At 66.1% G+C, this 22,640-nt stretch carries 18 protein-coding genes and 1 pseudogene; 11 read left to right on the plus strand and 8 right to left on the minus strand.

The genetic code is table 11. From position 1 onward, the window contains the following. The first annotated feature begins 197 nt into the window (after positions 1 to 197). The 7 genes from D0D37_RS23465 to D0D37_RS23495 all read left to right on the plus strand — a co-directional run bounded on the left by D0D37_RS23465 (position 198) and on the right by D0D37_RS23495 (position 10,879). A complete protein-coding gene (locus D0D37_RS23465; RefSeq protein ID WP_162834421.1) occupies positions 198 to 2,144 on the plus strand; it encodes a TOMM precursor leader peptide-binding protein in 1,947 nt (648 codons plus the stop codon). 152 nt (positions 2,145 to 2,296) lie between these two features. Further along, complete coding sequence (locus D0D37_RS48885; protein WP_425266966.1) at positions 2,297 to 2,371, plus strand: hypothetical protein; 75 nt, start codon at positions 2,297 to 2,299, stop codon at positions 2,369 to 2,371. 156 nt (positions 2,372 to 2,527) lie between these two features. Beyond that, positions 2,528 to 4,420 carry a TOMM precursor leader peptide-binding protein gene (locus D0D37_RS23475; RefSeq protein WP_116202720.1) on the plus strand — a complete coding sequence of 631 codons (1,893 nt, stop codon included), beginning with the start codon at positions 2,528 to 2,530 and terminating at the stop codon, positions 4,418 to 4,420. Positions 4,421 to 4,433: 13 nt separating this feature from the next. Continuing rightward, positions 4,434 to 6,029 (plus strand): SagB family peptide dehydrogenase, encoded by a 1,596-nt coding sequence (locus D0D37_RS23480; protein WP_116202721.1) that lies wholly within the window; start codon positions 4,434 to 4,436, stop codon positions 6,027 to 6,029. Between the two features lies 1 nt (position 6,030). Beyond that, positions 6,031 to 8,625, plus strand: coding sequence for a lantibiotic dehydratase (locus tag D0D37_RS23485; RefSeq protein ID WP_162834422.1), 2,595 nt, complete (start codon positions 6,031 to 6,033; stop codon positions 8,623 to 8,625). Continuing rightward, positions 8,622 to 9,650 (plus strand): lantibiotic dehydratase C-terminal domain-containing protein, encoded by a 1,029-nt coding sequence (locus tag D0D37_RS23490; RefSeq protein WP_116202723.1) that lies wholly within the window; start codon positions 8,622 to 8,624, stop codon positions 9,648 to 9,650. The genes D0D37_RS23485 and D0D37_RS23490 overlap by 4 nt, the downstream gene beginning before the upstream one ends. Continuing rightward, positions 9,647 to 10,879: a metalloprotease gene (locus D0D37_RS23495; protein WP_162834423.1), complete on the plus strand. Its 1,233-nt coding sequence runs from the start codon at positions 9,647 to 9,649 to the stop codon at positions 10,877 to 10,879. Before D0D37_RS23490 ends, D0D37_RS23495 begins: the two co-directional genes overlap by 4 nt. 353 nt (positions 10,880 to 11,232) lie before the next feature. On the opposite strand, the gene D0D37_RS23500 is transcribed toward D0D37_RS23495, so the two are convergent. Further along, positions 11,233 to 11,700, minus strand: a complete 468-nt coding sequence (locus tag D0D37_RS23500) for a DUF309 domain-containing protein (protein ID WP_116202725.1) — start codon at positions 11,698 to 11,700, stop codon at positions 11,233 to 11,235. Positions 11,701 to 11,767: 67 nt separating this feature from the next. On the opposite strand from D0D37_RS23500, the gene guaB1 reads away from it, so the two are divergent. Continuing rightward, positions 11,768 to 13,207 (plus strand): GMP reductase, encoded by a 1,440-nt coding sequence (gene guaB1, locus D0D37_RS23505; protein WP_116202726.1) that lies wholly within the window; start codon positions 11,768 to 11,770, stop codon positions 13,205 to 13,207. Between the two features lie 53 nt (positions 13,208 to 13,260). On the opposite strand, the gene phoH2 is transcribed toward guaB1, so the two are convergent. After that, entirely contained in the window at positions 13,261 to 14,547 is a 1,287-nt protein-coding gene (gene phoH2, locus D0D37_RS23510; RefSeq protein WP_116202727.1) for an RNA 5'-3' helicase PhoH2, read from the minus strand. A gap of 734 nt (positions 14,548 to 15,281) precedes the next feature. On the opposite strand from phoH2, the gene D0D37_RS23515 reads away from it, so the two are divergent. Then, positions 15,282 to 15,530 carry a hypothetical protein gene (locus D0D37_RS23515; protein WP_037367894.1) on the plus strand — a complete coding sequence of 83 codons (249 nt, stop codon included), beginning with the start codon at positions 15,282 to 15,284 and terminating at the stop codon, positions 15,528 to 15,530. A 107-nt stretch (positions 15,531 to 15,637) separates the two neighbouring features. Here the strand turns inward: D0D37_RS23515 and D0D37_RS23520 are convergent, their stop codons facing one another. Then, entirely contained in the window at positions 15,638 to 16,396 is a 759-nt protein-coding gene (locus tag D0D37_RS23520) for an isoprenyl transferase (protein WP_116202728.1), read from the minus strand. Positions 16,397 to 16,501: 105 nt separating this feature from the next. On the opposite strand from D0D37_RS23520, the gene trhA reads away from it, so the two are divergent. Then, complete coding sequence (gene trhA / locus D0D37_RS23525) at positions 16,502 to 17,176, plus strand: PAQR family membrane homeostasis protein TrhA (RefSeq protein ID WP_208720107.1); 675 nt, start codon at positions 16,502 to 16,504, stop codon at positions 17,174 to 17,176. 111 nt (positions 17,177 to 17,287) lie between these two features. Here trhA and D0D37_RS23530 read toward each other — a convergent pair whose 3' ends face one another. Next, positions 17,288 to 17,950 (minus strand): peroxiredoxin-like family protein, encoded by a 663-nt coding sequence (locus D0D37_RS23530; protein ID WP_116202729.1) that lies wholly within the window; start codon positions 17,948 to 17,950, stop codon positions 17,288 to 17,290. Between the two features lie 134 nt (positions 17,951 to 18,084). Here D0D37_RS23530 and D0D37_RS23535 point away from each other — a divergent pair, with 134 nt between their 5' ends. Beyond that, positions 18,085 to 18,729, plus strand: coding sequence for a TetR/AcrR family transcriptional regulator (locus D0D37_RS23535; protein WP_244223642.1), 645 nt, complete (start codon positions 18,085 to 18,087; stop codon positions 18,727 to 18,729). A 148-nt stretch (positions 18,730 to 18,877) separates the two neighbouring features. Here the strand turns inward: D0D37_RS23535 and D0D37_RS23540 are convergent, their stop codons facing one another. The 4 genes and pseudogenes from D0D37_RS23540 to D0D37_RS23555 form a co-directional block, all read right to left on the minus strand. Beyond that, the gene (locus tag D0D37_RS23540) at positions 18,878 to 19,564 is read right to left on the minus strand and encodes a class I SAM-dependent methyltransferase (RefSeq protein WP_116202730.1); all 687 of its coding nucleotides are present in this window, start codon (positions 19,562 to 19,564) and stop codon (positions 18,878 to 18,880) included. A 19-nt stretch (positions 19,565 to 19,583) separates the two neighbouring features. Next, positions 19,584 to 21,479 carry an acyl-CoA dehydrogenase family protein gene (locus D0D37_RS23545; protein WP_116202731.1) on the minus strand — a complete coding sequence of 632 codons (1,896 nt, stop codon included), beginning with the start codon at positions 21,477 to 21,479 and terminating at the stop codon, positions 19,584 to 19,586. A gap of 58 nt (positions 21,480 to 21,537) precedes the next feature. Then, positions 21,538 to 22,092: a hypothetical protein gene (locus D0D37_RS23550; RefSeq protein ID WP_116202732.1), complete on the minus strand. Its 555-nt coding sequence runs from the start codon at positions 22,090 to 22,092 to the stop codon at positions 21,538 to 21,540. A 94-nt stretch (positions 22,093 to 22,186) separates the two neighbouring features. Continuing rightward, a pseudogene (locus D0D37_RS23555) lies at positions 22,187 to 22,640 on the minus strand (N-acylglucosamine 2-epimerase); the annotation flags it as partial.

A 22,640-nucleotide genomic window follows, 5' to 3' on the forward strand; every position in this document is an offset into this window, starting at 1 on the left:
TTGACGACACTTTGCGAAGCAGGGTAGCTTGAAGCCATATTCTTTCGGGGAAAATCTCATCTGCATTTAGACTAGCGCTTTTAACTGATTCAATCTGGGGGGATCGCATGAGCGCGTGGACACAGTCACGAATAAGTTCTTCCAGACCAAGGCTGAAGTCAGATACCGCCTTTCTTCCCTTGCCAAACGGCGTACTGTTGCGGAACAACAAAGCCAATTTCGCAATCAACGGAAGCTCTGCCTACCAATGGATTTCCGCACTCGCACCGTTGCTCACCGGAGAAAACTCGATCGAATCCATCTGCCTGCCCTTGAGCGAAGAACAGCGTGCTACCGTCCGCCAGCTCGTCGAAGCGCTCGTAGAGCAGGGGTTCGCCGACGACAGAGGCGTCAGCGGCGACGAGGAGACAGCATTACCGGTCGCGGTGCGCGAATTGTTCGCCGGGCAGATCGCGTTCATAGGTCACCACGCGGACCATCCAGAACAGAGGTTCGAGGCATTTCGCCGCAGCCGGGTGCGCATCGTCGGTGCCGGTGCGGCATTCGAAGTCTGCATTGACACGTTGCGGGAAAACGGACTTGAAAATGTCACTGCCACATCGACCGTGGGTCTAGAACTAGGAGCAGAAAGCCTTGACGCGGTAGTTTACTGCGCCACGCCAGGCGATCCAGCCGCGATTCTGGCGCTCACCAAGAGCTGCCTTGCTGCCGGCGTCCTTTTCCTGCCGCTCACTACATTCGGGCACCGAGCAGCGTTAGGTCCGGTGACCGTGCCGGGCGGGCCGTGCTGGTTCTGCCTGCAGCTGCGAATGACGGTCAACCGGAATCCGGAAGAAAGCATCGATCTCTGGCAGCGGATGGCAGGCGGCCCCGCCTTCGCCGAGCATAGAGGCATAACGAGCGCCACGGCCAAAATCCTCGGCAGCGGGCTGGCTTTCACCCTCTTCAACGCGCTGGTCGGCGGCATGAGCGACTACCGGGCCGACGAGGTGGTGATCCAGGACCTGCACACTTTGACCGCTCGGCGAACGCGACTGCTCGCCGAGCCACGTTGCCCATGGTGCACGCCGGTGTCCCGGCATGACCCGGTCACCGGACCGCTGGCCGGCGAAGAACTGCACCGTGAACTCGATGTGCTGGCAGACCAGGAAGTCGGCGTGATCACCGCGTTCGCGGACGAAGATCTCGAACAAGCCCCGCTGAAAACTGCGGCACTCCGCTCCGGCGCGCTGCCGGCCCTGCGCGGTCGGAGACTGGTCACGTTCGGCCTCGACACGATTTTGGAAGCCAGGCTTGACTTGTTCGCCGAATTTGTGCGGCGATACACCATGTCGATGCCGGATCGGCAGGCCATGGTGTGGTCCACTCCGGACGACCTGGCGGCGCGAGGGCTGCCGTTCGTTCCGGGACCTGACTTGGTGACCTGGAGCGGTCTGGCCCACTGCCCGTCCACCGCGGGGCAATGGTGGTTGCCAGCGCTCAGCCTGCGGTCGAGCGAGGAGATCCTGGTGCCCGCCGCAGCGGTCCACCCGAGCACCGATGTCAATTCAGCGCTAGCGTTCGAACCGTCGCCCGCGGGATCCGCCGCGGCGTCCACCGTGGCTGCGGTGATCGATGCAGGAACGCTGTCCGTGCTCGAATACGCGAAACTCCGTGCCCTGGTCACGCACGAAGCGGCGCTGGCCAAGCTGGCTCCCGGGTCACTCAGCCAGGCCGACCCCAGGCTGGCGTTCCTGCTGAGCTGCCTGGAACGGTTTGAGGCGAAGCCGTCGCTCGCCGAAGTGCGGGGCGCCGGCGGCCCGCACGTCGTGCTCGCTTCTGACGGCAGCGGTCACCAAGTCACCGGAGCCGGTCAGACCGGCATCGACGCGGCAGTTGCCGCGCTGCGTGATCTGGCCGGGAGGCACCAGTTGGCAGACGTCGCCGACATTCTCTTGCGGGAACCCGTGCTCGCCGACTTCTCTCCGGCCGCCGAACCGGTCTCGGCGCGCTCGGATCCGGACGAGTTCGCTCGTGAATACACATTCGACGAGATCAGGGAAGGAATCGAGGGGGAGTTGCTTTTCGCCCGCGCCACGAACGACGGCATGACAGGCGCCGGCGCGCTCGTGAGCGGCCGAGTACTGCTTCGTCTGCCTGGATGAGGCAGACGGGTCCATGAGCGCGGCGGGGGCGGCCCTGTGGGGCGCACACGGGAGGAAAGGAGGTGAACGCCATGACGACTGACGTTATGGACGAGCTCAGCCGCCTGGAGGCGGAGACCTTTGAAATTCAGGCGGTCGATTCACTCGACCAAATGCTTCCCGACAGTTCGAGCACGAGCAGCTGTAGCAGCACAAGTTGCTGCAGCTGCACCAGCACCGGTGCCTGACCGTCTGCGAAGACGGCCTGTGCATCAGTTTCGATAAACGGATTCATTGCGATGAGATACGTATCGTAAATTAGCGCGCGTCTTGCGTAATTAACTAATCCGTGTGCTCCCCGCTGGGCCGCTCGCGCCCATGTTTCGAGGAATAGGGATTCCACCGTGTTGACGGAAATCGTGGACGACCGGAAGACGGTCGAGGTGGTGTGGACCGGCACCGCATTGGACGAGAACCTGGCAGCAATCCAGTCCCGGATAAGTACAGAATTGGCGGACCTCGGAGCACCGCTCATCCGGATCGCCACACTCGGCACCGCCGCGCAGACGGACGTCAGCGGCGAAGCCGGACTCCGGATTCTCCCGGTCTGGCTCTACCAGGCCGGAGTTCTCTGCGGCCCGGGCTATCAGATCAGCGAGACAGGCCCGTGCCCCCGGTGCCTGCACACCCACTGGCTCGCCAATCGCAGCGAACCGGAACGGGAGTCGCTGGAGACCTTCGCTGAGATCGTTCAACCACGACCTCAGCCAGATCTCACCGGGTTCGCGCTGACGGCCCTCGCCGCATTGGTGCGGCATCTGGCCGAGAACGGCTCGAGCGCCGAGGTTTACCGCTTCCGGATGGACAGCTGGCAAGTCGACCGCTTCCAGGTGCTGGCCGATCCGGACTGCCCGGTCTGCGGCCAGCCGGTCGCGGACACCGCGGACACCGCTGTGATATCCCTGCGCTCCCGGTCCAAGCCGCACCTCGCGGCCACGCGGCTGAAGCCGGTGCGCGACTACCGGCTGGACGCTGAGAGCCTGGTCAATCCGGTGTGCGGGCCGTTGGGCGTGCGGACCGTCAAGGCCTATCAGGTAGGACCGACCGCACCGGTGAACGGTTTCTTCCGCGCGAGAGCCAAACTCGGACTGCACCAGATGAGCTGGAGCGGTCATGCCAACAATTACGCGGACAGTCTCTGCTACGGCCTCCTGGAGGGACTGGAGCGCTACGCAGGGCAGTCGAGCCGGGGAAGAACCCCCGGAGTGCTCGACACCTACCGAAATGTGGCAGACCATGCGCTGGACCCGCGAGAAACCGGGTGCTACGCGCCCGACTTCTATCAGGCCGAACCGCACTACCAGCCGTACCGGCCGGATCTGCCGCTGCAGTGGGTATGGGGATTCTCCCTGCGCGAGCAGCGGCCATTGCTCGTGCCAGAGCAAGCTGTCTACTACCTCGACCGGCTGGACCGTCCCCCGCTGTACATCCAGGAATGTTCCAACGGATGTGCCGGCGGCAGTTGTGTCGAAGAGGCGATCCTGCACGGCCTGCTCGAACTGGTCGAACGGGACGCCTTCCTGCTCAACTGGTATGCGAAGCGCTCTCTGCCGGAAATAGATGTGTCCACTTGCGACAATCCAGAGATCGGTTTCACCTGTGATCGGCTGCGGTTGCTCGGCTACCGGCCCTATCTCTTCGACATGCGGGTCGACCTGCCGATTCCTGCGGTCATGGCGGTTATCCGGCGCAAGGACGAGAGACTCGGCACGCTGTGTTTCTCCGCGGGTGCGAGCCTGGATCCGGTCGATGCGGTCCGGGCCGCGTTGTGCGAGGCGGCCTCCTATGTCACCGATCTCGCGGACCGGATGAGCACCTGGCTGCCGAGGCTGCGTGCGATGGTCCATGACTACGACCAGGTCGTCCACCTTTCGCACCACTCCATGCTTTACGGACTGCCGGAGATGGCACCACACGCCGGCTTCCTGTTCGACGGTCCCGCGCCTGCCGACATCGCAGGGCTATACAGCGACTGGACTGCATCGCCGAGATCAGCCGACCTGACGATGGACCTGCGGAGGTGTCTCGAACTTGTCTTCCCGCTGAGCGACCTCATTGTCGTCGATCAGACCACCGCTCATCAGCGAGCACTCGGCATGCACACCGTGCGGGTGATCGCACCGGGCCTCGTGCCGATCGACTTCGGCTGGCGGAGGCAGCGTGTCTTGCACCACCAGCGACTGGCCGCACTGCTGGACGGCAAGCCAGCGCACCCGCACCCCCACCCGTTCCCGTGAGAGGACGAAGCCGATGAAACAAGCGTCGACGCTCCTGGTCAAGGACTATGCCGAAGCCGTCTTCGCTCGGGCGCGGACACCGCTTGGGCCTTCCGGATACACCCCAGATTGGGACGACCGGCCCGCCCGTTTTACTGTTTATCCCACCGCGACGAGTTTCCCTCTGCCGGACCGGACTCCGGTGATGTCCGCGTCGCTCGGCGAGGTGTGCCGAAGTCCGGCGACCGGACAAGGAGCCATCGGAATTCCGGAACTTTCCGGACTGCTGAAAATGTCCTATGGATTGCTCGCTCGTCGGACCCGAATCAACTGGAACGGGCCGGCGCCGACGAGCCATGCCCGTGCGGTTTACGCGCGCGGGGCGGCTTCGGGCGGCGGACTCTATCCGATGGAGATCTACTACGTCACCGGTGCCTCCGGTGCGGTGCTGCCGGGGATCTACCACTACTCGCCGGCTGATCATGCGCTCGAGCGGCTGCTCACCGGCGACGTGATCGCGCAGGTGCGCACGGCACTCGGTACCCGCGAAGGTGACCAGTTCCTTCTGATCGGATGCAGGTTCTGGAAGAACTCGTTCAAATACGCGAATTTCTGCTACCACGTCGTGACTCAGGACGTCGGCGCTTTGCTGGAGACTTGGGAGTTCGGCGCAGCCGCCCTGGGCACTTCGATCGCGTCCACGCTGTGGTTCGCTGACGAACAGCTCGACGACCTCGTGGGCATGGACGGTGCCACCGACAGCGTGCTGGCCGTGGCGACGTTGCGCTCTGCCCGGAACAGCGGCGAGCGATCGAGCGGAAGTCCGAGCCCGACGGTCCTCCACCGCGCGTATGAGCAGTCGTCGAAGGTCGTGCGGTTCAAACTGGTCGAGCAGGTGCACGCGGCAACGAAACTGACTCGACCGCCGGGACTGGACTCGATCAAGGATCGGGGAGAGAAGATCGAGGCCGTCCGATACGGCGAGTCGATCCCGCTTCCGCCCGTGCCCGGTGACACGCCCTCAACCGCGCTCGACACGGTGCTGCGGACTCGCGCGTCGAGCTTTGGCGGCTTCACCGCCAGCCCGACGGCGACGTCGGCGGAACTGGCCACGGTGCTCTCGATCAGCGCTTCGGCGCTCCGGCAAGACGGCGACGGCCCGGAACGTCTCACCCGGCTCGCGCTGTTCGTTAACCGAGCCGACGGCATCGCCCGTGGTGTCTACGACTACGACCCGGATGCCCACGGGCTGGTCCGCATACCAGGTGCGCCCGCCGACGTTGGTCGTTTTCTGCAGGACAACTATTTGCTTACCAACTACAACCTAGGCCAGGTGAATGCCGTACTCGCGGTGGTTGGCAGGCTCACCACCGCGCTGACCGCGTTCGGAGCACGCGGCTACCGCCTGCTCAACGCCCAAGCCGGCCGAGCGATCCAAGCTGGCTATTTGGCCGCGGCCGCAATCGGGCTGGGCGCTGGTGCCGCGCTCGGCTTCGACAACCTCTCGATGAACGAGGCGCTCAATGTGTCCGGAGCTGACGAGCGGTCCCTGCTCTTCCTGCTGCTCGGCAAAGAACGCAGATTGCACGCCTCCCTTACGATGCCGGTGGACCAAGGCACGGTGGCCTGATATGAGTTCGACGGAATTCGCGCTCTCCGACCCATCGGGAACCGAGAGATCGGGCAGCTGGCGACTTTCGCCACTCTTTCTGGTCAGGGTCGCCGGGTTGCCGGTCGCCCGGACACGGGCGCTGATCTTCCACGAGACAGCGAAGTGGGCCGGTCAGGTCGTAGCAGCTGAAACCACATTGCGAGCGAACGCGACCGGGCTATGCGATCTGCTGGCAGCCGGCATCGGCTGTTGCCCGGACAGTGCGGGGCGCGCGGCATTGCTGCGAGTACGCCGTGACCTGCATAACCTCCGACTGCCGAAGGAGCACGACCTGAATCAGCTGGAGACCCGGCTGAGGAAGTCGCTCGCCGGCTGGCTGGCCAGCTTCGCGGCCTACCGCGAACTGCGCCAGGCCGGCGATGAGGTTTTCGAGCGAGAAGTACTCGACCGTCGTGCAGCGTTGCGCGAACTAGGGCGTGATCCGGTGTTGCGCAAAGGGATCCTACTCGCCTCGCCGACGTTGGACCGATTTCTGCCCAGCTACCTCGACGGCACGGCGAGCGCCAAGCGCGCACGGCGAATCGAGCGCTCATTGGTCGAGTACACGCTCCGTGCCGCGCTGAAGACCAGTCCATTCAGCACCTTCACTACGGTCGGTCTGGGCAGTTTCGGCCGCGGAACCGCCTCGCTGTTCGACGCTTCGTCCGCCACCGGCACAAGTCACGCCAGACTGAATCTCACCGTGCTCGCCCAACTGTCCGCCTTGGTCGCGGTCGACGAGCACCGGATGGCCGACCTGCCGGTGACGGTCACGCCGGGCTGCGAACGCATCGGCGACCGGATCCGCTATCTCCGGCGACGGCAAGCCCTCGGCACCGAAACCGAGGAAGGGGCCGGCCACCTCGACACTGTCCATGAGGATCTGCTCTACCTGCCGATCGGACCAGTGTTGCGCGAAGTGCTAGGCCTGTTCGCGGAAGGCGAGGTTGTCCAGTTGCGGGTGCTGCACGAGCGGCTGGGCGGTACCGACGCCATCTGGAGGTATCTCGTACGGCTTTACCGGCTCGGGTTTCTGATCTGTCCCGGGTTCGCGTTGGACCTGGGAATGACGGATCCCGTGGCTCGGTATCTGAAAAACTTCGAATCCCTCGATGCCGGTTGGGCGGAAGAGCCAGCACACCGTCTCAGGATTGCCTACCAAGCCACTGCCCGGTACGGACATGCCGACCTGACCGGAAGACGAACGCTGCTAAACAGTGTTCGGCAAGAAATCAGTGCGGCATACGTCGCGCTGGGCAGCGAGCTGACGTTGCCGCGCAATGTGATCTACGAAGACGTCACCCCTGATCTGGCCAGGGTGCAAGGCTCGATGCCCGCGTGGAAGAGCCGGCTGCTTCCCCAACTCTCCGGTGTCGCCGATCTTCTTTCGGCGTTCGATGCCGAGCTGCCGACCCGCTTGCTAGCTCGCTGGTACTTCCGGCAGCGCTTCGGTACCGGCGGACGCTGCTCCGACCTCCTTGCCTACGCGCATGAATTCCGCCGCGATCTCTATGCGCACTACCAGGACCGGTTGCGAGGCAAGGAGACGGACTGGTTCGCAACCTCGGAGCTGCGTGCCGTCGCTGGCGTGCGATCGGCTCTGGCCAACCGGGTGGCCGAGTGCAGCGCCGCGGACGAGGTCACCCTGTCCCAGTCCGATTTACAGGCGATACTGAGCAATCTGCCGGCATCGGTCCGCGGTATCGCGTCCTGGTCGTTGTTCGGCCAGCTGCACGGGCCGGATTTCGTCCTCAATCAGGCTTACTCGGGATGGACACTGATGTTCTCTCGATTCGCGCACTGTTTTGCCGACCAAGACATCGTAGCCCGGTTGCGATCCGTACTTCTTCGAAGCTGCCCAGAAGGCGCAGTGTTCGCCGAAGTGCGCGGCGGCTATGAGACGTCCAATCTGAACCTCCACCCGTCGGTTACCGACTACGAGCTGGTCTGTCCCGGCGAACTACGAGACCTGGCCTCTGAACGCCAGCTCCCGATCGCTGACCTGGAGCTGATCGACGATCCGGAAAGCGGCGAGCTGCGGCTCTGGTCGCACCGGCTCAGATGCCGCGTAATCCCGGTATACCTGGGTTTTCTGCATCCCATCGCACTGCCGGAAGTGCAACGGATCCTGCTGGCTCTGGCTCCGATGGGAATGGCGTCATTCTCCCTGACACCGAGCGCCGTCGAGATCGGTGACGGTGTGGTGAAACGCCCGCGAGTCCGTTGCGGCCGGATCATCCTGCAGCGGAGGTCGTGGACCGCGAATCCGACAGCGCTGTCGCCCGGCGAAGCCGAGACGTCGGCTGCCAAGGCTTTGCGGTGGGCGAGATTCCGCGAACGGCACGGCATACCGGTCAGAGTTTTCGCGCGGGAAGTCGCCGCAGACAACCAGACGTGGGCGAACCGGAAACCCTTGCCGATAGATTTCCATAATCAATTCGCACTGGACCTGCTCGACGACTTGACCCGCAACGCACGCGGGCCCGTGGAATTCACCGAATCTCTGCCAGACAGCCACGACGGACAGGTCAGCGAGCTGATCGTCGAACTAACCAGGCAGGAGGTATTGAAATGAACGACGATTGGATCAGCATGCATATCTTCTACGCGGGGAACTCCGACGCATTGCTGGTGGAGTGCGTGGCTCCGCTCGTGGCGCAGTTGCGCTCGGACGGGCTGCTGGGCCAGTACTTCTTCATCCGATACTGGCTGGCGGGGCCTCATGTCCGGCTCAGGCTCCGCCCCGCCCGAGCCGAAAACGCTGACGAGGTCCGCCGAAGGGCTGAAGATTCGGTGAACGGATTCCTCACGCGTCATCCCGCCCTCTACGAACCGGACTTTCCCGGAGCCGACGAGATGTACCGCAGGCTGGGCATCGCCGAGTACGGCGATGCCTGGTGGACCGAAAGGTTCGGCGCCGACGGCGCCATGGTCTTCGATCCCAACAATTCTTTCCGCTACGTGCCCTACGAGCCGGAGTACCGCCGATACGGCGGCCTCGCCGCCACCCGGCTGGCCGAATGGCATTTCGAGTCGTCCAGCGACTTGGTGCTCAGGCTGACCGCCACAGCCAACGTGCACATCCGGCCGGTACTTCTCGGGCTGTCCCTTCAGCTGTCCCTAATCATGTGTTACGCCTTCCTGGAGACGGACGGCGCGGTCGCCTGGTATCTGGACCGTTCCCGACGTTTCTGGGAAACGTCGTTCATCGAAGATGTCGAGAGTACGCACGCAGCATTCGAACGCAGCTGGAAAACCATGTCGGGCCAGTTGTCTGAACGCGTTCACAAGCTGCGGAAAACAGTCCGAATCGGCAGCTCTTCATTGAGCGTCGTCGAGCGGGAGTGGTTCGCCCATTGCACGGAACTCCGAGACCGGATCGTTGAACTGGCAACGAGTGGGCAAATACTTCTGAAACTTTCCGAAGACAGCGACCTGGAGCCCGCACCTCGACCGAATATTGCACTCTCCATGCTCATGACGTCATATATTCACATGACCAACAATCGTCTGGGCGTCACGATTTTTGACGAGGTCTACCTGTCGTATCTGCTCGAGCGCACACTCGCCGTTCCCAGCTCCGAGTGGGTGACGCCATGAGCGAAGCACTGCTCGCCAGCACACCCGAGATCCGTCCTGACGTGACGATGGGGCCAGCGAAACGGTTGGGACCCAAAGTGGTGCACTATCTGAAGGACACCGCGGGCGACGGGTACCTCGCGACCGGCCCTCGCGAACTTTTCCTCATCAGCAGGCTCGACGGCAAGCACAGTCTGGCGGAGATAGGCGAGGCATACTCCGCGGAATACGACAGGAGCCTCAGCGCCCCGCAATGGCAGCAACTGCTCGGCCTGCTCGCTTACAACGGGCTTCTGGTCGATGGTCCGCCACCGGCGGACCGCGGTGCCCGAACAACGCGAAGCAGCCTGTTCTATCGCCGGATGCCGCTGTTCGACCCGGACCAACTGCTCGGCGTGCTGGACCGGCGACTCGGATTTCTGTTCAGACCCGCGACAGTGTGGATCGAGGTCGCGCTGGGTCTCGTCGTGCTCGGCTTCGTCATCTCCAACGCGGCGGAATTGGCCGCAGACTTCACCAGTCGCTCGTTCTCGCCCATGTTCGCCTCGCTAGCCGTCGTGACAAGTTGGCTGATCATGGTGCTGCACGAACTTGCCCATGGCCTCACCTGCCGTCACTTCGGAGGCCGGGTACGAGAAATCGGCCTGCTGTGGCGGTTCCCTCTGTTCGCCCCATACTGCAACGCCGATGACGTGATGCTCTTCGCCTCACGAAGGCAAGCCATTTACACCGCCCTAGCAGGCACCCTCACCCAACTGCTAACCCTCGCACCATTCACGGTCGCCTGGACGATGACAGCAAGCCCATGGCGAGGGTTCTTCGCGGTCATCGTCCTCATCGGCACCCTGGTCACCCTGTTCAACCTTGTGCCGTTCCTTCCGCTGGACGGCTACTACATGCTCAACCATGCACTGGGGATGGCGGACCTGCGAGGGCAGGCGCGAATCTTCGTGTTCCTCTGGTTCAGGAGGGTGCGCGGCGATACAAAAGCCTCTGTACAGGGTTACTCTCGCAGAGATCGCTGGATCTACGGCTCTTACGCCGCTTGCTCATCGGCGTTCCTGCTCGGACTGCTCGCTGGAGTCATCGGCTGGATATTTTACCTGCTCAGGTCATGGTTTGGCAGTGACTGGCTAGCGGCGTGCGTCCTCGCCGTGGCATGCGCAGCCCTACTTGGGATTCGACTCCTCAAGCGTGCTGTCGACACCCCGAGAGCGAAGAACGGGCACGGTGACCGTGATCAGCGATAGCCGCGCGGAGCCAGTAGCAGACTCGAAGGTTCCCGCTGTTCACCTGCTTGACGGAAGACCTGAACGCGCGGCCAGATCAACGATTCAATACGATATCAAGATCGTGAAATTCGCCACAACATGAAAAGTTGCCAGCACGAATCTCTGGTCCGACGCTCCGTGAACCTGCCCAGCAGATTGATCACAGCGGAATCCGCAGGGCTGCGCCGGGCGACCCGTCGACCTCACTTGACACGGCCGACGATAGGTCCGAACGGCAGACGCTTGCGACCAGCTTTGCCCGACTTGCGACACGCCGTGAGAGCGTTCAGCCGCCCCGAGCCACGCCGCTGGACGCAGGGATCAACTCTTGGCTACCGGGCCAGCCGAGGAACCTCCGGAACCACTCGAACCCGTTCCCGAGCCTCCGCCGCAAGCGCTTGCGCCCACTGCAGCAGCCCGGCCACATCCACCCCATACGGAGGCTCGTCTCGGAACGGCGCGATATTCTCCGCACCCCGTTCCAGCAGCGCGACCGCCCCGTTCCCGTTCCCCCGCAGCGCGTGCGTCAGCCCTACCGCCAGCTGCGCCAGGCCGCGCCACAGTTCCTGCTCCGGGCCGTCCGTCGCCTTCCACGCGTCCTCGAAGACCTCGTGGGCGTGGAACGGGCGGCCGGAGTCCAGCAGGTCCTGCGCCTCCGTCAGGGTCTCCGCCGGGGTCCGCTGCACGCCTTCGGGCTGGCGCGGCACGCCGTCGGCGCCGTAGGGCAGCGGGCGGCCCAGACCATCACGCGGGCGGGCGTTGCGCGCTCGTCCCTGGTCGTCGCGATCACGGCTGTCCACCTCGCCATTGTTCCACGTGCCACGCCGGGTTAGCGTCTCGCGCGCAAGCCACGTAGCCTGGGGACTCGTGCGCTTTCTGGATGGGCATGTGCCCGCTCACGACCTGACCTACGACGACGTGTTCTTGCTGCCGAACCGTTCGGACGTGGAATCCCGCTTCGGCGTCGACTTGTCCACTGTGGACGGCACCGGCGCGACGATTCCCTTGGTGGTGGCCAACATGACGGCCGTCGCCGGGCGGCGGATGGCCGAGACGGTCGCTCGCCGCGGCGGGCTCGTCGTGCTTCCGCAGGACGTCGACACCGAGGCAGTGGCCGAAATCGTCTCCTGGGTGAAGTCCCGCCACGCCGTCTGGGACACGCCGCTGGTCCTCACCGGCGGCGACGCGGTGGCCGACGCCCTCAACCTCGTGCACAAACGAGCGCACGGCGCGGTCGTCATCGTCGATGGCGACGGCAATCCGGTCGGTGTCGTGGACGAAGCCGCCTGCGCTGGTGTCGACCGCTTCGCGCGGCTGGCCGACGTCGCCGAGCCCGCCATGGTCGCGGTGCCGCTGGACACGCCGCCGCGCGAGGTTTTCGAGCTTCTGCACAGCCACGGCGGACGGCTCGCCCTCGGCCTCGACGCCGAGGGTCGCCTCGCCGGCGTCCTCACCGCGGTGGGCGCGCTGCGTTCGGAGATCTACACCCCGGCCGCCGACGCTCAGGGCAAGCTGCGGGTCGCCGCCGCGGTCGGCGTGAACGGCGACGTCGCGGCGAAGGCCGAAGCGGTGCTCGCTGCGGGCGTCGACACGCTGGTCGTCGACACCGCGCACGGACACCAGGAAAAGATGATCGCCGCGCTCAAGGCGGTCCGTTCGGTGTCGCCGAAGGTGCCGATCGTGGCCGGGAACGTCGTGACCGCCGAGGGCACCCGCGATCTCATCCACGCGGGCGCGGACGTCATCAAGGTCGGTGTCGGCCCCGGCGCGATGTGCACGACGCGGATGATGACCGGCGTCGGCCGCCCGCAGTTCTCGGCGGTCGCGGAATGCTCTGCTGCCGCCCGTGAGCTGGGCAAACACGTGTGGGCCGACGGCGGCGTGCGACACCCGCGGGACGTCGCGCTGGCGCTGGCCGCGGGCGCGTCGGCGGCGATGGTCGGCTCGTGGTTCGCCGGGACCCACGAATCTCCTGGCGACCTGCGGTACGACGAGCAGGGCCGCCCGTACAAGGAGTCGTTCGGGATGGCGTCGAAGCGCGCCGTCGGGGCCCGCACGCGCACGGACAACGTTTTCGACCGTGCCCGCAAGGCGCTGTTCGAGGAGGGCATCTCCACGTCGCGGATGGCGCTGGACCCGACCCGGCCCGGCGTGGAGGACCTGATCGACTCGATCTGTTCGGGTGTGCGCTCGTCCTGCACGTACGCGGGTGCGCGCACGCTGGAGGAGTTCCACGAGCGTGCGCTGCTGGGCGTGCAGTCGGCGGCGGGGTTTGCCGAGGGGCGTCCGCTGCCTGCGGGCTGGTAGGGCCTCGTGAGTGGCAATCACGGTTCTAACCGTGATTGCCACTCACGACTAGATCAGCCGTGGTCCTCCAGCATCTCGGTCACCAGCGCCGCGATCGGCGAGCGCTCCGACCGCGTCAGGGTCACGTGCGCGAACAGCGGGTGCCCCTTCAGCTTCTCGATCACCGCCGAGACGCCGTCGTGCCGCCCGACCCGCAGGTTGTCCCGCTGGGCAACGTCGTGCGTGAGCACCACCCGCGACGCCGAACCGAGCCGCGAAAGCACGGTCAGCAGCACGTTGCGCTCCAGCGACTGCGCCTCGTCCACGATCACGAAGGTGTCGTGCAGCGAGCGGCCCCGGATGTGCGTCAGCGGCAGCACCTCGAGCATGCCGCGGTCGAACACCTCGTCCAGCACGTCCTGGCTGACCAGCGCGCCGAGCGTGTCGAACACCGCCTGCGCCCACGGCTGCATCTTCTCGCTCTCGGACCCGGGCAGGTAGCCGAGATCCTGGCCGCCGACCGCGTAGACCGGGCGGAACACCACGACCTTGCGGTGCTGCTGGCGTTCCATCACCGCCTCCAGGCCCGCGCACAGCGCCAGCGCCGACTTGCCGGTGCCCGCGCGCCCGCCGAGCGAGACGATGCCGACGTCGGAGTCCAGCAGCAGGTCGAGCGCCACGCGCTGCTCAGCCGAGCGGCCGTGCAGGCCGAACGCCTCGCGGTCGCCGCGCACCAGCCGCACCCGCTTGTCCGCCGTGACCCGGCCGAGCGCGCTGGAGCTGCCAGCGAGCAGCCGCAGCCCGGTGTGACACGGCAGTTCGCCCACCTCGCCGAGACCGAATTCCGCCGGATCCGCCGAACCGCCAGAGAAGAGCGCGTCGATCAGCTCCTGGGGAGCGTCCACGTCCGCCATGCCCGTCCAGCCCGACGGCGTGACCTCCTGCGCCCGGTACTCGTCCGCGGTGAGCCCGACGGCGCCCGCTTTGACCCGCAGCGGGATGTCCTTCGTCACCAGGGTGACCGCCGGTCGCTCCGTCGCGAGGTTGAGCGCGCACGCGAGGATGCGGTGGTCGTTCGAGTCGGTGCGGAAGCCCACCGGGAGGACGGACGGATCGGTGTGGTTCAGCTCCACCTGCAGGGTTCCGCCCTGGTCGCCGATCGGGATCGGGGCGTCGAGCCTGCCGTGCTTGAGCCGGAGGTCGTCCAGCAGCCGGAGGGATTCCCTGGCGAACCAGCCCAGTTCGGAGTGGTGGCGCTTGGCCTCCAGTTCGCTGATGACGACCAGCGGGAGCACCACCGCGTGTTCGGCGAACCGGGTGACCGCCCACGGGTCGGAGAGCAGCACCGACGTGTCGAGCACATAAGTGATGCGTGGGGATTCGGGCGAGATCGAGGCTTTCTCCGGCGCCGGGGCACCGGTCGAAGAACGGCCTGAGGCCTTGCGGGGTGAACGCTGCGCAGTCACGACGGCATCTCCCTCGAGGGCGTGTGCACCCCACGCCCGCACTCGCTGGGCCGGGCACCTCCCTGGCTGGGTCCGCACTCCCTGACGCTGGCTGCGTCAGGCGGCACGGCCACGAGGGCCGGGTGCCGGCCCCCTCGTGCATCTCGTGGGCGGCTGAGCCGCCCCCTCGATCAACGCCACGACCAGGGCCTCCCGCGAGAACCCGCACGGAACGCGAGTCCTCTATCCCGGAAGGTACCTACGTCCGCCCCGTCGTGCAGGCAGCCACACAGGTGATTCGCCGATTCGTCATCCCACCGTCGGTCGCCCGAAACAGAGTGTCCACAGTGCTCACTCAGCGTCACAGGGTCCGGCGATCAGGGGGTCGCACAGAAGGATGATCAAGGAAAATTAATCACCGAGTGCAGGCAATTCCCAGGTAAAGGCCTTGTACCACGGAGCAGACCAGAATGCATTTCGCGTCCTGGACACTGAACCGTACCGAGTGAACTGGGCCTTCAAGCGCTCACACAATGGGCGTACGCACCATTCGCTAGAGGCCATTCGGGGGTAATTTACTCACTGCGGGACACACCACCGGAACACTCCGGTGCCCCGAATCCCAGTATCTCTACCTAGGAGTGTGCGAAGTGCTGAAGAAGGCTGGAATTGTCGCCGGTGCCGCCGCGGGTCTGATGATGATCGGCGGGACGGCGTTCGCTTCCCCGGCCGCGACCCAGGGTGCCCCGGACCCGACGTTCGGCGACGCCTACGCCACCTTCATCGAGGGCGGCGGCGCGCTGGGCTACGGTGCCGCTTCGCTGGTCGCGGGTGCCTACACCGGCATCGCGCTGACCCCGGCGCTGGTGGCCCACTCGATGGAGCACCACCACGGCTGAGCCGTCTTGGCGCGAAGGCCCCGGAGCCCGGCTCCGGGGCCTTCGCGGCGTCTGCGGCCCGGGGCGAACCGGCCCGGCCGGGTGGGTCCGCCGGGCCGGTTCGCCGCTCAGACTCCGAACCGGCGATGCCGCCAGGCGTAGTCGCGCATCGCGCGGAGAAAATCGACGCGCCGGAATGCCGGCCAGTAAGCCTCGGTGAACCAGAATTCCGAATGCGCGGACTGCCAGAGCAGAAATCCGGAAAGCCGCTGTTCACCGGACGTTCGGATAATCAGCTCCGGATCCGGTTGACCGGACGTGTACAGATGTTCCGAGATGTGGTCGACGTCGAGGATTTTCGCGAGTTCGCGAATCGAAGTGCCCTCGTCGGCGTGCTGCAGGAGAAGTTTGCGGACGGCGTCGGCGATCTCCTGCCGTCCGCCGTAGCCGACCGCGATGTTCACCTCCATGCCCGAGTGGTTCTCGGTCCGCGCCGCGGCGGCGGTGAGCTTCTGCGCCACCTCGAGCGGCAGCAGGTCGAGCGCGCCGACGATGCGCAACCGCCACGGGACCTCGGCCCCGGCGAGTTCGTCGGTGACGTCGGTGATGATCTTCAGCAGCGGGGTGAGCTCGTCCGGATCGCGGTTGAGGTTGTCGGTGGAGAGCAGCCACATCGTCACGACCTCGACCTCGGCCTCCTGGCACCAGCTGAGGAAGTCGGCGATCTTCTTGGCCCCGGCGCGGTGCCCGTCGGCCACGTCGGCGAACCCGGCCTCGCGCGCCCAGCGGCGATTGCCGTCGAGCATGATGGCGATATGCCGCGGATGACGACCGGCCGACTGCTGGATCAGCCGGCGGCTGTAGATGCTGTAGACAACGTCGGACATGAAGGACCGGAGGCTCACGTCGCCCGAGCGTACGCACCCTCGCTTCAGGGGTGTGACGCGCCACGGAGGCTGGCAAAAAACCTACGGTTCCGTAACCTTGGGACGGTGAGCGTGAAGACCGAGCCCCCCGCCGTCCCCGAGGACACCCGCCCCCGGCTGCGCGGCCATATCCACTTCTGGTCGTTCTTCGGCGCGGTCGCCGGAGCCGCCACGCTGATCTGCCTCGCCGCCTCGACGGTTTCCGGGGTAGCCGCGCTGGCGACGTCCGTGTACGGCCTGACCGTGCTGGGCGTGTTCGGCGTGAGCGCGCTGTATCACCGCAGGCTGTGGAGCCCGCGCGCGTACAAGTGGATGAAGCGCGCCGACCACTCGATGATCTTCCTCTTCATCGCCGGCACGTACACCCCGTTCACCCTGCTGGCCATGTCGAAGCCGACCGGATACATCGTCCTAGGCATCGTCTGGGGCGGCGCGGTCCTCGGGGTGGCGATGAAGATGCTGTGGCCGCATGCCCCGCGCTGGCTGGGGGTGCCGATCTACATCGCGCTCGGGTGGGTCGCGGTGTTCGTTCTGCCGGAACTGCTGAGCCATGCCGGGGTTGCGGCGTTGGTGCTGCTTTGCGTGGGCGGTCTGTTTTATACCGTGGGGGCGGTTTTTTACGCGGTGAAGTGGCCGAATCACTGGCCGGAGACGTTCGGGTACCACGAGTTCTTCCACGCTTGCACGGTGTTGGCCGCGGTGTCTCATTACATCGCGATTTGGTTGGCGATGTACGCCTAGCTGGGGTTTGCCTTTCTCAGGCCGTCTCCAGGCCGTCACGCTTCCTGGAGGCGGCCTGAGTCGTTTCCGAAGCGGCGACGGGCCTGCTTCTCCGGAACGAGGGCGTGGCGCTCAGAGCAGATCGAGCGCTGTCACGATCTCCTGGACCTCAGTGCGAGTGGCGTAGTTGGGGTGCACATCGATCCACCGGATCGTGCCCTCGGCGTCGACCAGGACGACCGTCGGCATCGGTACGCCATGGCTGCCGTCGGCATTGGCCGCGGTGAGGTCCAGGCCGAGAGCCGCCTGCGCGACGCGGACGCTCTCGGTCGGGGCGGTGAGCACGCCGAGAGCGGCGGCGATCTGGTTGCCGGGATCGGACAGCACGGTGAAGGTCAGCTCATTCTTCTCCGCCATGGACAGCGAGCCGTCCGGCTTCTGCGGGCTGATCGCGATCAGTTCGATGCCCCGTTCGGCGAGCACGGGCACGAGCTGTTCCTGGTAGGAGCGCAGCGCCACGTTGCAGTACGGGCACCACGCGCCTCGGTAGGTCACGACCACAGCGGGCCTGCCGTTCCGGGCGGATTCGAGCGTCGCCGGGTTGCCGTGAGCGTCGAGCAGCTCTCCGTCAGGCATCGCCGCGCCTGCGGCGAGCACGCCCTCGGGCAAGCCGGCCGCGTCCAGTTCCGCCTGCTCGCCGCCGAAAGCCGCCAGGGCCTCGGCCGGCAGCTGACCGGCGAGGCCCTCGTGCAGGGTGGACAACCGCTCGGCAATGGTGCTGTTGATGGTGGTCACGTCAAGCCTTTCGGACGCGGGAGGTGCTTCACGGGACAGGGGTCGAGCCTCAAACTGGATTGCTCTATCCAGTAGTACCGATAGGGAACTGGATAGTCAAATCCAGTTTCGGCTGACACCCGTATCCTGCAGGAGTGAGCGAGACCGTGACCCCGGCTGCCCAGGGCGCCGGCGCGACGAAACGGACGACCCGCGGGCTCGTTACGCGTGAGCGGATCGTCGCCGCCGCCGCACAGTTGATGTTCGAACGCGGCGTCGCCGGCACCAGCACTCCCGACGTCCGGGACGCGGCCGGGGTCAGCTCGTCGCAGATCTACCACTACTTCGCGGACAAGAGCGCTCTCACCCGCGCGGTGATCGAGTTCCAGACGGCCCGCATCCTGACCGGACAGCGAGTGCTCCTCTCCCGCCTGGACAGCTTCGAGGCGCTGCGGGACTGGCGAGACGCGATCGTGCAGATCGAACACGACCTCGACTGCCGCGGCGGCTGCCCGCTCGGGAGCTTGACCAGCGAACTCGCTGAACACGACCCTGCCGCGCGCACCGCATTGGCGGAGGGCTTCACCCAGTGGACCGATGCGATCCGCGACGGCCTGCAGGACATGCTCGACCGGGGCGTGCTGCGCGACGACGCCGACCCGCACCGCCTGTCGTTGGCGACGATGGCCGCGCTGCAGGGCGGCCTGCTCCTCGCGCAGGCCCAGCGCAGCACCGCGGCGCTGGAAGCTGGGCTGGACGCGATGATCGAACGCATCGCGTTCCACGCTGTCGCTCCCTGACGGGCGGGGCAAACCGCTGCTAGCCTTCGCGCCGAGCTGATCGAGCGATTGCCACACAGTCCGTACGTGGCTTAATCGCTGTCGCCGCACTCCTCGTATCGAGAAGAACCCATGAGCGCTTCGTCGCGATCTGGTTGGCGAAGCACTCTTAGCGAACCGCGCGCACGTACAGAAACACCGGTGTCGTCCGCAAGATCCTGTCCAGTTCCGGGTCCTCCACTCCCGGAGTCGGTTGCGGTTCCTCCACCGCGTCGATCGCGAATCCGGCTTCCAGCAGCGACGTGAAGACCGCCGACACCGGGCGGCGGTACATCCGCCCGGTCACCGTCTTTCCGTTCCAGTCCCAGTCTTCGCTGATCAGCTCGACGCGGTGGTAGTCCGTGCGATCCGAGCGGAGCCAGCCGGTGATCGGGTGGTGGACGGAGAACACCAGGGTGCCGCCCGGTTTCAGGCAGCGGTGCAGTTCCGCCAGAAGCGGACCCCAATCCTCGAGGTAGTGCAGGACCAGCGACGCCACCGCCACGTCCGTCGAGGCACTCGGCACCATGGTCAGCGGTTCGTTCAGGTCCGCGGTCTCGAACCTGGCGCGGGCACCCAATCGTTTCCTGGCGAGTTGGACCAGATCGGCACCCCGGTCCAGGCCGAGGACCTCGGCGCCGGCGGCGGCCAGTTGTGCGGTCAGGCCACCGCCGGCGGAACCCAGTTCCAGGACCTGCTTTCCGGCTAGACCACCAGCCAGGCGCAGGATCGCCGGACGGTCGTAGTGCGCGTTCGGGCCGCTGTTCTCGGCATAGTCGGCGTATCGCTCGGCGTGCTCTCCAAAGAGTTCAGACACCTCTCCGAACGTACTGATTTCAGCCGTTCAGCATGGGCGCGTCCAGGAACTGTTCCGGAACAGCGAACCCGTCCACCAACGTCCGCGCATGCGGCCGCAAAGCCCCGCACAGCGCATTAACCGCAGCGGTCACCGCCTTGGAGCGGCTTGCGGAGATTCGGCCGTGTTCCAGGAACCACGCGCGGTCCGCTTCGATCGTCGACAGGGCGTACAGATCGCACACCCGCGAGAGAAGCGTCGCCGCGTCCGGGTCGGGGCAGGCGTCGATAGCGCGGGCGAAGGCGTCGAGGATCAACCGGTCCACGTGTACGCGGCCTGCGAGCAGCACATGGTCCTGTACGGAGTTGAAGACGCCGAAGGGATCCGAAGCAGCTCCGCGGAGACGGTTGGCCACGCTGCTCAGCACGTGCTCTTCACGGTCCTCGAAGAGACGCTGCTGCCACTCACGGTCGAAGAGCACCGAAGCGTCGTCAGACTCCCTCAGTCGTTCCAGGAACCGCCACGCGGCTGAGCGTTCCATGACGGTGTCCACCAGTTGCTCGGCGACGAAGCGGGCCGTCGCGAGGGGGCTCAGGTCTTCGAAGTGTTCCTTGTACTGCGTCAGCAAGCCCTTCGCCACCAGCTGCAACAACACGGTGTTGTCGCCTTCGAAGGTGGTGAAGACGTCGGTGTCGGCTTTCAACCCGGCCAGCAGGTTCTCCGACAAGTACCCGCTGCCGCCGCAGGCTTCGCGGGCCGTCTGGATGGTCGCGGTCGCATGCCAGGTGTTCGCGGCTTTCAGGCCTGCGGCTCGGGACTCCAGTTCGCGCTGTTTTTCCTCCGGCGCATCCGAGGCGATGTCGTGCAGGGCGGCGACCAGTTCCTCCTGCGCGAAGTGCAGCGCGTAGGTCTTCGCCAGAGCTGGCAGCAGCTTTCGCTGGTGTCCCAAGTAATCGAGGATGACTACCTCGTCACCGTCCGAGCGTTGGAACTGCCGCCGGAGGTCGCCGTAGCGGACTGCCAGTGTCAGGGCGCGTTGGGTGGCGCATCCGGCGCTGCCGCCGACGCTCACGCGGCCGCGGATGAGCGTGCCCAGCATCGTGAAGAACCGGCGACCGTCGCTTTCGATCGGGCTCGTGTAGGTGCCGTCCTCGGCTACGTCGCCGAAGCGGTTCAGCAGCGCTTCCCTTGGCACGTGGACCTTGTCGAAGGTCAACCGTCCATTGTCGACGCCGTTCAGGCCCGCCTTCACGCCGCAGTCCGCGATGGTGACACCGGGAGCAGGAGCACCGGAATCGTCGCGGATCGGGACCAGGAACGCGTGTACGCCACGGGATTCGCCGCCGGTGATCAGCTGGGCGAAGACCACCGCGAGTTGTCCGTCGCGGGCTGCGTTGCCGATGTACTCCTTGGTGGCGCCCGGATCCGGGCTGTGCACGACAAACTCGCGCGCGGCCGGGTCGTACGTCGCGGTCGTGTGCAGGTGCTGGACGTCGGACCCGTGGCCGTGCTCGGTCATCGCGAAGCAGCCGAGCAGGTCCAGATTCATGATGCGGCGCAAGTACTTCTCATGGTGCGACGCGGTGCCGAGCAGCTGGACCGCACCGCCGAACAGGCCCCATTGCACGCCGGCCTTGACCATCAGCGACAGGTCGCCGTAGCCGAGCATTTCGAACGACATCACGGACCCACCGACGTCGCTCAGCCCGCCGTACGCGGCGTCGAAACCGAGCGCGGGGCGATCCGTTTCGGCGAGTTTCCGCAGTTGGTCCAGCACCTGAACGCGATGCGCCTCGACGTCGAGGCCGATCGTGTCCCGGAACGTCTCCTCGGTCATCTGCGCGCGCACGTCGCGCTTCAACCCGGCCCAGCGGCCGTCGAGGACTGCGGTCAACGCGTCCGGATCCACTTTCGCGGGCACAGCAGGGACGTCCACGGTTCCTCCGATACAGCAGGCTGCCACCAGCCTGCCGCAGCGGAGGAAGTCCCGCAGCTCAGCCCAAGTCGGGCCCCTTCGACCGCAGGTCGTCGACCTTGGTCATCGCCTCGCGCAGTTCGGTCAGCCACGTGTCCGCGTGCTCGCCGACCAGCCGCACCGCCCAGGCCAGCGCCTCGGACCGCGACCGCGCGACACCGGCGTCCACGAGCGTGTCGAGGACCAGCCGTTCGGGCTGCCGCAGCCGGGTCATCACCGGCACCGACAGCGTCGTGAAGTGCCCCGTCGTACCGCCCAGCTTCGCGCCCCACGCCACCTTGCGCTGGTAGCGGTGCTCTGCCTGCCGGGCGATTTCGATGCGCTCGTCGCGGGTTTCCTCGCGGAACCGGCTGATCCGCCCGTCCTCGGCGGCCGCGCGGGCCGCGTCGTCGGCGTAATCGCCGGTCAGCGCGGGCAGTTCGCCCACGATCAGGATCTCTTCGCGGTCCACGGTGATTTCCGGGTCACCGGTGAACCAGCCGTCCGGGAGCCGTCCGCCGAACCACGCCGCCGCGTCGTCCGCCGACGGCGCCTCGGCCTGCTGCCAGCCCCGGCCTTTCCAACCTCGCCCCATGACGTCCACCATCCTTGATTACATGATTACGCCACTACTGAAGCTACGCTGATTCCATCCGGCCGGGTACCGCGTTCACCAGGGGCGGAATTCGTCAGAGCTGAGCGATGAGCTGGTCCGCCGCGGTCACCGGGCGTTCGCAGACGTAGCCACGGCAGACGTAAGCCGCCGCCTCGCCGTCCACGAGCGGCCGGTCGGCCAGCAGCGGGACGCCGGACGCATCCGGCTCGCCGCCGAGCACGATGCCGCCGCCGTGGATGTGCTGCGCAGCGGCGGTCACCAGCTCCGCACGGTCCGCGCCGACCACCGCGACCTGCACCGGTCCGGACTGCGCCGCCTCCGCCACGGACAGCCAATGCCCAGCGAAGCGAGGGACCCGCGCGGCGAGCAGCCCGACGCGGCGCAACGCGAGTTCAGCAGCGTCGCGGTAGCGCGCCGCCTGGTCCGGCCCGGCCAGCGCGGACGCGGTGAGCAGCGCGCCGGCCAGCGCCGAGGCACCGGACGGGCTCGCATTGTCCGTCGGATCGGACGGTCGCTGCACCAGGACT

Source organism: Amycolatopsis circi (assembly GCF_003385235.1).
Taxonomy (GTDB): Bacteria; Actinomycetota; Actinomycetes; order Mycobacteriales; family Pseudonocardiaceae; genus Amycolatopsis; species Amycolatopsis circi.